At 40.0% G+C, this 12,788-nt stretch carries 11 protein-coding genes; 9 read left to right on the forward strand and 2 right to left on the reverse strand.

What is annotated here, in order from left to right; genetic code table 11:
- The first annotated feature begins 280 nt into the window (after positions 1–280).
- From D7Z94_RS05420 to D7Z94_RS05435, 4 genes are all read left to right on the forward strand, one after another.
- Positions 281–1,318, forward strand: coding sequence for a LacI family DNA-binding transcriptional regulator (locus D7Z94_RS05420; protein ID WP_120710476.1), 1,038 nt, complete (start codon positions 281–283; stop codon positions 1,316–1,318).
- Positions 1,319–1,419: 101 nt separating this feature from the next.
- A complete protein-coding gene (gene pgmB / locus D7Z94_RS05425; protein WP_120710477.1) occupies positions 1,420–2,094 on the forward strand; it encodes a beta-phosphoglucomutase in 675 nt (224 codons plus the stop codon).
- Between the two features lie 122 nt (positions 2,095–2,216).
- Positions 2,217–4,538: a glycoside hydrolase family 65 protein gene (locus tag D7Z94_RS05430; RefSeq protein WP_120710478.1), complete on the forward strand. Its 2,322-nt coding sequence runs from the start codon at positions 2,217–2,219 to the stop codon at positions 4,536–4,538.
- A gap of 167 nt (positions 4,539–4,705) precedes the next feature.
- The gene (locus D7Z94_RS05435; RefSeq protein ID WP_120710479.1) at positions 4,706–6,571 is read left to right on the forward strand and encodes an alpha-amylase family glycosyl hydrolase; all 1,866 of its coding nucleotides are present in this window, start codon (positions 4,706–4,708) and stop codon (positions 6,569–6,571) included.
- A gap of 60 nt (positions 6,572–6,631) precedes the next feature.
- Here the strand turns inward: D7Z94_RS05435 and D7Z94_RS05440 are convergent, their stop codons facing one another.
- Positions 6,632–7,048 carry a hypothetical protein gene (locus tag D7Z94_RS05440; RefSeq protein ID WP_147415831.1) on the reverse strand — a complete coding sequence of 139 codons (417 nt, stop codon included), beginning with the start codon at positions 7,046–7,048 and terminating at the stop codon, positions 6,632–6,634.
- A gap of 259 nt (positions 7,049–7,307) precedes the next feature.
- On the opposite strand from D7Z94_RS05440, the gene D7Z94_RS05445 reads away from it, so the two are divergent.
- The 3 genes from D7Z94_RS05445 to D7Z94_RS05455 are packed head-to-tail and all read left to right on the forward strand — an operon-like array spanning position 7,308 to position 9,820.
- Positions 7,308–7,997 (forward strand): glycerophosphodiester phosphodiesterase, encoded by a 690-nt coding sequence (locus tag D7Z94_RS05445; protein ID WP_245967140.1) that lies wholly within the window; start codon positions 7,308–7,310, stop codon positions 7,995–7,997.
- Positions 7,997–9,274 carry a BaiN/RdsA family NAD(P)/FAD-dependent oxidoreductase gene (locus D7Z94_RS05450; RefSeq protein WP_120710482.1) on the forward strand — a complete coding sequence of 426 codons (1,278 nt, stop codon included), beginning with the start codon at positions 7,997–7,999 and terminating at the stop codon, positions 9,272–9,274. Before D7Z94_RS05445 ends, D7Z94_RS05450 begins: the two co-directional genes overlap by 1 nt.
- Before the next feature lie 3 nt (positions 9,275–9,277).
- Positions 9,278–9,820 (forward strand): DUF1697 domain-containing protein, encoded by a 543-nt coding sequence (locus D7Z94_RS05455; protein WP_120710483.1) that lies wholly within the window; start codon positions 9,278–9,280, stop codon positions 9,818–9,820.
- A 164-nt stretch (positions 9,821–9,984) separates the two neighbouring features.
- Here D7Z94_RS05455 and D7Z94_RS05460 read toward each other — a convergent pair whose 3' ends face one another.
- The gene (locus D7Z94_RS05460; protein WP_120710484.1) at positions 9,985–10,458 is read right to left on the reverse strand and encodes a TspO/MBR family protein; all 474 of its coding nucleotides are present in this window, start codon (positions 10,456–10,458) and stop codon (positions 9,985–9,987) included.
- 92 nt (positions 10,459–10,550) lie between these two features.
- Between D7Z94_RS05460 and D7Z94_RS05465 the strand changes: the two genes are divergently transcribed.
- Both D7Z94_RS05465 and D7Z94_RS05470 read left to right on the forward strand, forming a co-directional pair.
- Positions 10,551–11,651, forward strand: coding sequence for a diphosphomevalonate/mevalonate 3,5-bisphosphate decarboxylase family protein (locus D7Z94_RS05465; RefSeq protein WP_120710888.1), 1,101 nt, complete (start codon positions 10,551–10,553; stop codon positions 11,649–11,651).
- A gap of 153 nt (positions 11,652–11,804) precedes the next feature.
- Positions 11,805–12,743, forward strand: a complete 939-nt coding sequence (locus D7Z94_RS05470) for a mevalonate kinase family protein (protein WP_120710485.1) — start codon at positions 11,805–11,807, stop codon at positions 12,741–12,743.
- Positions 12,744–12,788 lie beyond the last annotated feature (45 nt).

The raw sequence follows: 12,788 nt of genomic DNA on the forward strand, positions 1-12,788 counted from the left end.
TATCATAACGAAATCCAGGCCTACGAAAACGGTTTCGTGTTAATAACTTTTTTAAAATATCACAATCTTAAATTATGGTTTGTTAATTTACACTATTCGTAGTATTGGCTAAAAATAGTGATAAAAGCGCAATTTTTGTCAAATATAACACATTTTGTTTTTTGCCCTATTTTTAAGAATGATTCTATTTCCAAGATGGTATTGTTAAAAACTAACATTTCTTTAAGAGTTGAATCTTTAATGACTATTTTTCTTTTTTTAACAGAATTAAAGCTGCATTTTGAAACGAAAAATTACACTTAAGCATATTGCCCGAGAATTGGAGGTTTCTATTTCCACGGTCTCCAAGGCCTTAAAAAATAGCGAGGAGATAAGCAGGGATACCAAAGAGAAAGTCCAGGCCTTTGCAAAGCTTTACAATTACAAGCCCAATAATGTGGCCATTAGCCTTAAGAATAAGCGTACGAAGAATATTGGCGTTATTATTCCGGAGATTGTCCACCATTTTTTTACAACGGTCTTTAGAGGGATAGAGCAATATGCCAATCAAAAGGGATACAATGTAATTGTATGCGTTTCCGATGAATCCTTTGATAAGGAGGTCATTAATATGGAGCTGTTGGCCAACGGTAGTGTGGATGGTTTTATTATGGCCTTATCCGCCGAGACCCAACTTAAAAACGACTATAATCATTTAAAAGAGGTTACGGAACAAGGCATCCCTTTGGTACTTTTTGATCGGGTTGCAGATGAAGTGGTTTGTGACAAGGTGTTGATCAACGATAGGGAGATTGCCAGACAAGCGGTGAACAAACTTTTGGATCAGGGAAGAAAAAGAATCGCCTTGGTAACTACGGACAACTACCTGAACGTAAGTAATAAACGCGCAAGAGGTTATTTTGATGCATTGGAGGACAGAAATAGGGCAATTGACGAAAATCTTATTATAAAATTACCTTATACCTATTTGGGTATGGACAAAGTGCCTATCCAAGCTTTTTTTGAAAAAGAGGCGGTAGATGCTGCATTCTGCGTCAACGAAATGTTTGCGGTCCATTGTATGCGGGTGGCACAGGATATGGGATTAAAAATTCCCGAGGATATCTCGTTTATCGGATTTACAGATGGAATTCTCTCCCAATATGCGAGCCCTACCTTAACCACAGTGGCGCAGCATGGGCAGCAAATGGGGGAAATAGCAGCAAAAATGCTAATAGAACGGGTGGAGCAGGAAAATGATGATGATGAAGAGGAGGTATTCCAAACTAAGGTCATTGAAGCAACCTTAATAGAAAGGGATTCCACTATAAATGGCTAATGGCAATCTTTTGTGTGCTAAAATTACGTAAACTTCATATGCCAAATAAACCAGAACCAAACTTCTAAGTTATTTTAGCACCCAACTAAAAAACTAAACCCATGAACAAGACCCCTGGATTTATCTTCGATTTGGATGGTGTAATCGTAGACACCGCTAAATATCATTATTTGGCCTGGAAGAAGTTGGCGGACGAGTTAGGTATAGAATTTACCAAGGAGGATAATGAACGTTTTAAAGGGGTAAGCCGCAAAAGATGTTTGGAAATCCTTTTGGAAATGGGCGGTATCGAAGCTTCGAAAGAACAGTTCAATGCCTGGCTTCTAGAAAAAAATGAGGATTATTTGGCCTATATCGAAACCATGGATGAAACCGAAATACTACCGGATGTTCCTAAGGTCTTACAATACTTAAGGACCAACAATATTCCTATGGCCCTTGGATCTGCAAGTAAAAATGCCAGACCTATTTTGGAAAAAGTAAACTTATTATCGTATTTTGATACGGTTGTGGACGGCAATGAAGTATCCAAGGCAAAGCCGAATCCCGAAGTCTTTTTAAAGGCTTCGGAAAAATTGGGCACAAAACCGGAACATTGTGTGGTGTTTGAGGACGCCTTGGCAGGAATAGAGGCCGCCAACAGTGCGGGAATGACGAGCATAGGTATTGGAGATGCCGAAATACTTTCCAATGCCAAATTCAATTTTATCGATTTCACAGAAATTGATGATGATTTTTTAAACACCTTGCTAGATGGAGTAGGAAGCAACGATTAACTAGCTAAGTTTATCGTTCCAAATTATAGGGGTTGCACTTTACATAATGGACAATTACCCCTGAACTGTTTTAAATTTCATACTACGTACATACCCAATAACAAAAGGAAAAGAATAAAATAATGAATCAAGATTATATTAGGCCAAATGAATGGTCCATCATTGAGGATGGGTTTGATAAGGAAAATGTAAAGGCATCCGAAAGTTTGTTCAGTATAGGAAACGGCGCAATGGGGCAACGTGCCAATTTTGAGGAACACTATTCGGGCCCTACTTTTCAGGGAAGTTATATTGCCGGAGTTTACTATCCGGATAAGACCAGGGTCGGTTGGTGGAAAAACGGGTATCCCGAATATTTTGCAAAAGTATTGAATGCCCCCAATTGGATCGGGATAAATGTACTTCTAAATGGGGAACCTTTGGATTTGAATACTTGTAAAAAGGTAGCTAATTTCCGTAGGGAACTTAATATGAGGGAGGGTTGGTACCAAAGGTCTTTTAAGGCAGTAACCTCCGGTGATGAAACTATAGATGTAAAAGTCACACGATTTCTAAGCCTTGATTTGGACGAGGTGGGAGCTATAAAATTTGAAATTTCCCCTATTGATAATGACCTCGAGATTACCTTCAATCCCTATTTGGATAGTGGCATTACCAATGAGGATAGCAATTGGGACGATAAGTTCTGGAATACTACGAATGTTGTATCCGAAGGCAATCAGGCTTTTATTGAAGCACATACCATGAAGACCCATTTTGCTACCTGTACTTTTATGGAAGCACAGCTATACCACGAGGGTGAAAAAATAGACCTCGAACCTTCAGAAGTTAAAAAGGAACTCTGGGTAGGTCATGAATACGTTCAAGAAGTAAAAAAAGGGGAAAGTGCATCGCTGGTTAAGTTTGGAGGCTATACCGTTTCTACGAACCATAAACCAAATGAATTGGTCCAGGCGTCTAAGCGTGTTTTGAAAAAGGCTACTGATCTAGGGTTTGAGGCATTATTGGAGATGCAAAGGAAGGCTTGGTTCAAAATATGGGAAATGAGCGACATTACCATTTCGGGCGATATAAAAGCACAACAAGGCATACGATTCAATATTTTTCATTTGAACCAGACCTATCTCGGTACGGATTCGCGCCTAAACATAGGTCCAAAGGGATTCACCGGTGAAAAGTATGGAGGAAGTACCTATTGGGATACCGAGGCCTATTGTATTCCTTTTTATATGGCTACAAAAGATCAGAAAGTAGCCCGCAATCTTTTGCAATATCGATATAATCATCTGGAGAAGGCTATTGAGAATGCCCAAAAATTAGGGTTTAGCGATGGAGCGGCCCTTTATCCCATGGTTACTATGAACGGGGAGGAATGCCACAATGAATGGGAAATTACCTTTGAGGAAATCCATAGGAACGGAGCCATAGCCTTTGCCATTTATAACTACTTCCGCTTTACAGGAGACTATAGTTATATTCCCGAAATGGGATTGGAAGTCTTGATCGGAATTGCACGTTTCTGGCACCAACGCGCTAATTTTTCTGAACAAAAACAAAAGTATGTTATATTGGGTGTTACCGGCCCAAACGAATATGAGAATAATGTTAGTAATAATTGGTATACCAATTACATTGCCAAATGGTGTATAAACTATACTCTGGAACAATTACAAAAGGTAAAGGAAGGATACCCAGAAGATTATGATAGGATAGTAGGCTTTACCAAGTTAACGGATACGGAAACGGATGAATGGGCCGAGGTAGCTAAGAAAATGTACTTTCCATATTCAGAAAAACATGGGATTTATCTTCAGCAGGATGGGTTCCTGGACAAGGAATTGATCACGGTTGCCGAATTGCCCAAATCCCAAAGACCTATCAATCAAAAATGGAGCTGGGACCGAATTTTAAGATCTCCTTACATTAAACAGGCCGATACGCTTCAGGGATTTTATCTCTTTGAAGATCAATTTACCTTGGAAGAGCTCGAAAAGCATTTCGATTTTTACGAACCTTTTACCGTACATGAGTCCTCCTTATCCCCTTGTGTACATAGTATTCAGGCCGCCAAATTAAATCGCATGGAACAGGCGTACCAATTTTATCTTCGGACATCACGTCTAGATTTGGACGATTATAACAAAGAGGTGGAGGAAGGCCTGCATATTACCTCAATGGCGGGTACTTGGATGAGTATTGTGGAAGGTTTTGGCGGGATGCGGATTGTGGACGATAAATTGTCCTTCACACCTCGGATACCTAAACAATGGGAAGGGTATTCCTTCAAAATCAACTTTAGGCATCGTATCCTTAAGGTTACCATAACCAAAAAGGAAGTCAAATTTGTTTTGGAAGGTAAGGAAGATATGTCCCTTCGCGTTAGCGGGGAGCGGTTGGTAATCTCACCAAATACCGAAACCATTTTCGAAAATCAACTTGCTTAAAACTCACAATCTTTTTACAAATGAAACGAACATGATTTTTTTTAATCAAAAACTAGACACAGTGGACGATTAAAATAAATTCACGAGAGAACGAGTGCAACGAGTGGTTGCATGGGTTCTTAAATTTTAAGACAGCTTATTTGCAGTTGGTTAAAAATTTTAAACACATGAAAAATTGTTTGGTCCTTATCCTGGTTTTTATGGGGTGGGGCTGCAAGCATGAGCAAAAACGGCCAGAGCATATGCACCAAGAAAAGGCAGAAGCAAAAAAGGAGGTAGTCTACCAGGTTTTTACACGTCTATTTGGCAATACAAGCACCAATAACAAACCTTGGGGTACTTTGGAAGAAAACGGAGTGGGCAAGTTCAGTGATTTTACAGAACGGGCGTTGAAAGAAATCAAAGCCTTGGGAGTAACCCATATATGGTATACCGGTATTCCTCATCACGCTTTGGTGACAGATTATAACAAATACAGCATATCACATGACGACCCTGACGTGGTAAAAGGTCGCGCTGGATCACCCTACGCCGTAAAGGACTATTACAATGTAAATCCCGATCTGGCGGAAAATCCAGAAAAGCGGTTGGAAGAGTTCAAGGCGCTGATCCGTCGTACGCATAAAGCTGGGCTTAAGTTGTTGATCGATATTGTTCCCAACCATGTAGCCCGAAATTATGAAGGTAGATTCACACCTGAGGGGTCAGAGCCTTTTGGAGCTTCAGATGACACCTCGTTGGAATACAAGCGCGACAATAATTTTTATTACATACCTGACAGTGTTTTTAAGGTCCCAAAATGGGAAAATGGATATCTGCCTCTTGGTGGTAGCAATCACCTATTGGTGGATGGGCATTTTGAGGAAATTCCCGCCAAATGGACTGGAAATGGTTCACGATTGGCACAACCTCACTTTAATGACTGGTATGAGACCGTAAAAATCAATTATGGGGTAAGTCCGGATGGATCTTATGATTTTGATGTACTGCCGCAGGATTTTGGATCCAAAGACCATACGGCACATTTTCAATTTTGGAAGGATAAGGATGTCCCGGATTCTTGGGTGAAGTTTAAGGACATTGCCTTGTATTGGCTGGGTATGGGCGTTGATGGATTTCGATTTGATATGGCCGAAATGGTTCCAGTCGAATTCTGGAGCTATATGAACAGTCATATTAAAGTGAAAAATCCGGACGCATTTCTACTGGCGGAAGTTTACAATCCTCAATTGTATCGCGATTATATCCACAAAGGGAAGATGGATTATCTCTATGATAAGGTAGAGATGTATGACTCGCTCAAGCATATTATGCAGGGCCATGGTTGGACAGACCATATTCCGGTAGTAAAAAAAGGAACGGCCGATATAGCGCACCATTTGTTGCATTTTCTTGAAAACCATGATGAACAGCGTATCGCCAGCCCCGATTTTGCCGGGGACGCCCTTAAGGGAAAACCGGCCATGGTGGTATCCGCCACGATGACTACGGCACCCCTGATGATTTACTTTGGTCAGGAAGTTGGTGAGCCCGCCCAGGAAAATGCTGGCTTTGGCAGTCCTACGCGGACCTCTATTTTTGATTACATAGGGGTACCCCACCACCAACGCTGGGTAAACGATAAAAAATTTGACGGAGGACAACTATCGGAAGACGAACGTGTATTGCGTGATTTTTACAAACGGCTGTTGAACTTTACAATTAACAGCAATGCCCTTATGGGCGAATACCAGGATATTCATTTCTATAACAAGGAAAACTCGGAAGGATATGACCATAGGGTATTGTCCTATGTACGATGGTCCGATTCCGAAAAATTGATTGTAGTTTCAAATTTTGAGGCTAACGATTCCCGTGTTTTTCAGCTTAAATTGCCATCGGAGATTGTGCAAGAATGGAATTTGGAAGAGGGAGGCCATGAAGTTGTTGATGTGTTGTACGGAAGTACCCATACCCTAAAAGTATTGGACGGGATAGGGAAATTGGACGTTTCACTTGACCCACTGAAGTCCTTTATTTTTAGGGTTGAATGATTTTGTAATCAATAAAGGCCTCCTGAGGAGACCTTTACGTTTGTAAGGTGTAAAATTCAGCTATTTCACTTTTTTATAGATCAAACCTACCAAAAGCCCCATAACGGCGTAGAAAACAATATAGATAAATCCATTTACCACAGATCCGGTCATGTCCAGGAAGTTGGTGGTGGCATGATTGATAAGTCCATGCCCAAATCCTACTAAAATACCTGCCCAAATGCCATACTTCAGACCGTCCATTGGGGTATAACTGTCGGAACCCCAACTCCTAAAGATGCTGGAAAAGGCAAAGGCTTGGACAAGGCAACCAAAGGCCAAAAGCCCAAAATCGGGCATTTCCTTGCCCATACCAGTAGCCGTACCCAAGTGGTTGTTCATGAAATCTTCCGCTAAGATACCCCAGAACAGAAAGCCGCCCATGAAGGACCATACGGCGGCAACAATCGTCGAAATTAAATTGGTTTTTGTAAACATAGTTTTGATTTTTAATTGGTTGTTGTACATTAAATATATTGAAAAATCTGAAATAGGCAGCATCAAATCCTATTTATGTAATTGATTTTGTGTGATTTACAAATATTTTCAGGAAATCATTTTTGCTTTTTCCTTAAGATTCTTTTTGTGGATTCTTGGTGTACGGTAGTATATTTGTGCCAAAAGTAGGTTTATGAAAAATGGTAGCCGATTTATTGCGATATTGGTGTTGACAATTGTAATACAAAGTTGCAATGATATGAAAGAACCGTTGGTCATCGGCCATAGGGGAGCTATGGGCCATGAGACTGAAAACACCCTAGCTTCCATACAAAAGGCTCTGAATCTGGGTGTTGACATGATTGAAATCGATGTATTCAAAATTACTAGTGGCGAGACCGTTGTGTTCCATGATGAAACGGTAAATCGTCTTACGAATGGAGGAGGCAATATCGAGGAATACGAAATAGAGGAGCTTAGAAAGCTTATAGTGCAAGGCAATCATAAAATTCCCTTGTTACAAGATGTTTTGGAACTTATCAACAACAAAGTCCGCTTAAATATAGAATTAAAGGGAGCGGATACGGCCGATTCGGTAAATGCTATAGTCAATCACTATGTAGAACAAAAAGAATGGGTCTTGGATAATTTTATCATATCCAGTTTTCGTTGGGGAGAGCTCAAAAGAACGCGTGAACTCAATACGATAATCCCCATAGCCATACTTACCTCGGATAATCCATTGGATGGCCTACCTATTGCTAAAGAATTGAATGCTGAGGCCATTAACCCCAATTATCGGAAATTGAATCTTGAAATTGCTAAGGAAATCCAAAATGCGGGCTTCAAGGTCTATCCTTGGACCGTAAACGAACCTGAAGACATTGCTAGAATGAAACAAATAGGTGTCGACGGAATTATAACCAATTATCCAGAGCGCGTAAATTAATGCATGACGTTATCATTATAGGTGGTGGAGCAGCCGGGTTCTATGCCGCCATCCAAATTGCGGAATCCGCTCCTGACTTAAAAGTTGTTATCCTGGAAAAGGGAAAAGAAGTACTCTCCAAAGTAAAGGTTTCGGGTGGAGGCAGGTGCAACGTAACCCATGCGGAGTTCGACCCTAATGAACTCATAAATAGCTATCCCCGTGGAAGCAAAGAACTACTGGGCCCCTTTCATAAACATGGTACGGGAGATACAGTAGCTTTTTTTGAGGAACGAGGAATCCAATTGAAAATTGAAGAGGATGGCCGGATGTTTCCCATAACGGATTCCTCGCAAACAGTCATTGATTTTTTTCAAAGCGAAACGGAACGTTTGGGAGTAAAAGTGCTGAAGCATAGTGCAGTGACCAACATCTTGCCCCTTGATTTGAAGAATGACGAAAAAGCCTGGGAGATAACCACTATAAAAGGAACGTATACATCTAAAAAAATACTTGTAGCCACAGGGAGTAACCCCAAAATATGGAAGTTATTGGAAAACTTAGGGCATACCTTGGAACCCGCGGTACCCTCACTTTTTACTTTCAATATAAAGGATGAGCGTATTTCTGGTATACCCGGTGTCAGTACTTACGCCAAGGTGGAGCTATTAAAAAGAACATTTAATCCAAAAATCACTATAAAACTGAGCAGCGAGGTACCAGATGAGGCCCTTTTGGTTTCCGAAGGCCCTTTATTGATTACCCATTGGGGAATGAGCGGGCCTGCTATTTTGAGACTATCTGCCTGGGGGGCAAGGATTTTAAATGAATATGGTTATCGATTCAGGATTCGGGTCAACTGGTTACCAGATTATCACAAAGGCGCTGTGCTACCTTTATTGCTAGAGATTAAGGATATGGAAGCAAAAAAGACCGTACTTCGTACCAAGGCCGTGGATATTCCCCGTCGCCTGTGGACTAATTTGGTAAGAGCGTCCGGATTAAATGGTGATACCAAATGGGCCGATGCTTCCAAGAAACAATTACAACTGTTGGCGGAGCAACTCACCGAATGCGCATTTTTGGTTGAAGGAAAGAGTACCTTTAAGGAAGAGTTTGTAACTGCCGGAGGGGTGGACTTAAAAGAAATCAATTTTAAAACCTTTGAAAGCAAAGTTTTGCCCAATCTTTATTTCGCTGGAGAAGTGATAAATGTAGATGCCATAACGGGTGGATTCAACTTTCAAAATGCTTGGACCGGAGCTTTTATTGCGGCCCAAGGAATCATAAGTAAATAACCAATGCATACTTATATCATCTTATTGCGGGGTATAAATGTTAGCGGCCAAAAGAAAATGAAAATGGACGCTTTACGAACGCTGCTTGAAAAACTCGGTTTTCAAAATGTAGCTACTTATATCCAGAGCGGAAATATTGTTCTTCAAGCCAAAGATGAAAGTATCAGGAACTTGGAAGATATTATTGGAGAGGGAATTCGGGAACATTTTGGATTTGATGTACCTATTTTGGTTAAATCCAAAACTGATTTGGAAAGGATAGTTAAAGAAAATCCTTTTAAGGATGCAATAACCTTGGAAGGTAATCGACTCTATTTCGTATTGTTGAAAAGTGTTCCTGAACAAGTGCTTGTGGAATCTCTTGAACAAGAAACATTTGAAAATCAGGAATTTAGGATTACCGATAGTTGTGTTTATCTATGGTGCAAAAATGGTTACGGCAAAGCAAAATTGGACAATAACTTTCTTGAGAGAAAATTGAAGGTACAGGCCACAACCAGAAACTATAGAACTATGTTGAAATTGTTGGAGATGGCAAAGGGGTAGACCTAGAAAGTTTAAGACAAACAAAAGGGCTTTTAGCATTTTCCAAATCCAGGTTTTTTACTTTTATCAGACATCAGACATCAGACATCAGACATCAGACATCAGACATCAGACATCAGACATCAGACATCAGACATCAGACATCAGACATCAGACATCAGACATCAGTTCAATTCCCAAATTTTATAATTCAGCAAAGTGGCGAAACACACCCATAGGAAGTAAGGAATTAACAAATATGCTGCTAACTTACTTACTACTTTAAACCACCGTATGGTAAGTGCCAATAGAATGAGCAAGGACAAAATCACGATCAAGGCCCAAAAAGGATTTTTCAATCCGAAGAAGACAATACTCCATGCACCGTTAAGCAACAATTGAAATCCAAAATGGTACAATGCTGTTTTCACCCAAAGATGATGAAGCCCTTTGGCCCATACAAGTCCTGCTGCAATGCCCATTAGAATGTATAACAGGGTCCAAACCGGGGCAAAAATCCAATTGGGGGGATTGAAGCTAGGTTTTTCCAAGGTGAGGTACCAGTCGTTTACCGAACTTTGGGTGGCAAAGCTGGATAGGAAGCCAATCACAAGGCAAGCACAAACGGCTATACCAATATGTATTAGTTTTCTTTTCAATTTAGTTGGGTATTCCCCTAAAATAGCGATTTATTTTAATTGCCCATGTTGAAAGGAGGCTAAAAACTATCTTTGTGCAAAACAAGATGTCCGTGACAGAAAACGACTTTGTTCCCAAAGGTTATACTTCCCAGAGTGAGAGGGGGAAGGTAACATGGAAAGCACCTAGTAACATCGCTTTGGTAAAATATTGGGGTAAAAAGGAAAATCAGATTCCTGCCAACCCTTCCTTAAGTTTTACCTTGGATACCTGTAGCACGAAGACCACACTTTCCTATATAAAACACAAAGGCATTGAAGAAGCAGGTTTTTCCTTTGAGCTTTTTTTTGAGGGTGAGCCCAAAGATGATTTTAGACCTAAAATAGAGTTATTTTTTAAGCGTACTGAGTACTACCTACCCTTTTTGAAGGACTATCACTTTAAAATAGAAACCTCGAATTCCTTTCCCCATAGTAGTGGGATAGCTTCATCTGCAAGTGGAATGGCGGCCCTCTCCCTTTGCCTTATGGACCTGGAAAAACAACTTGCCCCTGAAATGGATACTAATTTCATGTATCAAAAGGCTTCCTTTCTGGCTAGGTTGGGATCGGGAAGTGCTTGTAGGAGTATTGAGGGAGACCTTATTCAATGGGGTGCGCATTCGGAGGTTCAAGGAAGTTCAGACCTATATGGAATACCATATCCGTTTGAGGTACACGAGGTCTTCAAAAACTATCATGATACCATTTTGCTAGTAGACAAGGGCAAAAAACAGGTGAGCAGTACTGTGGGACACAATTTGATGCAAGGTCACCCCTACGCTGTTCAACGTTTTGAGCAAGCACATCAAAATATATCCAAGCTGAAACCGATTTTTGCTGATGGAAGTCTGGAGGAATTTATCAATATTGTGGAAAGCGAAGCTTTAACCTTACATGCTATGATGATGACCAGTGACCCTTATTTTGTGTTGATGAAGCCCAATACTTTGGAAATCATCAATAAAATATGGGAGTTTAGAAAGAAATCCAAAAGTCATCTATGCTTTACATTGGATGCCGGAGCCAATGTTCATGTACTATATCCTGAATTTGAAAAAGAAATAGTCCATCAATTTATTAAAAATGAGCTGATTGTATTTTGTGAAAAGGAGCAGTATATTTGTGATCGAATTGGATTTGGGGCCAAAAAATTAAAAACCACCAATGGATAATTAATAATGATAAACAACGTTCTTTAACGACGGATAACGTCGTAAAGACGAAGAGTTTTGATTTCATAGTTGATATTGTTTATCTTTATGAAGATTTGACTGAACAAAAAGAGATAGTTTGTAAAGTCAAACATTCATTTTTTAAATTAATAAATGAAAGGACCGCTGTTTTATTCCAAGATTCTCCTTTTTGGGGAATATGGTATTATAAAGGATTCCAAAGGGCTTTCCATTCCTTATAACTTCTTTAAAGGTGCTCTAAAGACGGATGACAATCCATCTGTAACCGCCAAAGAATCCAATCAAAACCTTAGAGAGTTCACGGGTTATTTGGAGATGGTGACCAAAAATAGCCCTGACTTGGTTTCCTTTAATTTTAATGCATTGAAGAACGATATAAATGCAGGAATGTATTTTGACAGTTCTATCCCCCAGGGCTATGGAGTAGGTAGCAGTGGGGCTTTGGTTGCGGCCATTTATGATAAATACGCAGAGCATAAGATTACAGTTTTGGAGAACCTGACTAGGGGTAAGCTGTTGAAATTGAAGGCCATATTTGGTAAAATGGAGTCTTTTTTTCATGGTAAATCATCCGGCCTTGATCCCTTGAACAGTTATTTGAGTCTTCCAATCCTGATAAATTCAAAAGACAATATAGAATCGACCAGTATTCCTTCGCAAAACAAAAAGGGCAAAGGAGCTGTGTTTCTCTTGGACAGTGGTTCTACAGGCGAGACCGCCCCTATGGTACAGTTGTTCATGGAGAAAATGAAGCAGGAAGGTTTTAGGAATATGCTTAAGAACCAATTTATAAAACATACCGATGCCTGTGTGGAGGATTTTATCAATGGGAACGTAAAATCCCTTTTTAAAAACCTAAAGCAATTGTCCCATGTAGTCTTGGACAATTTTAAACCCATGATTCCAGCTAAATTCCATCAGCTTTGGAAACAGGGAATTGAGACCAATGCCTATTATTTAAAGCTATGTGGTTCAGGTGGTGGTGGTTATATCTTGGGCTTTACCCAAGATATAGAGAAGGCAAAAAAAGCTTTGAAAGGTTACAATTTGGAAGTGGTATACAACTTCTAGTACCAAATTTATTCGGATTCCATACCATATTTTGACGTTGGTTTA

The organism is Ulvibacterium marinum, assembly GCF_003626755.1.
GTDB classification, from domain to species: Bacteria; Bacteroidota; Bacteroidia; order Flavobacteriales; family Flavobacteriaceae; genus Ulvibacterium; species Ulvibacterium marinum.

What these genes read in the sequence shown, in the direction of transcription:
- pgmB (WP_120710477.1), top strand. Translation starts at nt 1,420, where the DNA reads ATGAACAAGACCCCTGGATTTATCTTCGATTTGGATGGTGTAATCGTA.
- D7Z94_RS05430 (WP_120710478.1), top strand. Translation starts at nt 2,217, where the DNA reads ATGAATCAAGATTATATTAGGCCAAATGAATGGTCCATCATTGAGGAT.
- D7Z94_RS05435 (WP_120710479.1), top strand. Translation starts at nt 4,706, where the DNA reads ATGAAAAATTGTTTGGTCCTTATCCTGGTTTTTATGGGGTGGGGCTGC.
- D7Z94_RS05440 (WP_147415831.1), bottom strand. Translation starts at nt 7,048, where the DNA reads ATGTTTACAAAAACCAATTTAATTTCGACGATTGTTGCCGCCGTATGG.
- D7Z94_RS05445 (WP_245967140.1), top strand. Translation starts at nt 7,308, where the DNA reads ATGAAAGAACCGTTGGTCATCGGCCATAGGGGAGCTATGGGCCATGAG.
- D7Z94_RS05450 (WP_120710482.1), top strand. Translation starts at nt 7,997, where the DNA reads ATGCATGACGTTATCATTATAGGTGGTGGAGCAGCCGGGTTCTATGCC.
- D7Z94_RS05455 (WP_120710483.1), top strand. Translation starts at nt 9,278, where the DNA reads ATGCATACTTATATCATCTTATTGCGGGGTATAAATGTTAGCGGCCAA.
- D7Z94_RS05470 (WP_120710485.1), top strand. Translation starts at nt 11,805, where the DNA reads ATGAAAGGACCGCTGTTTTATTCCAAGATTCTCCTTTTTGGGGAATAT.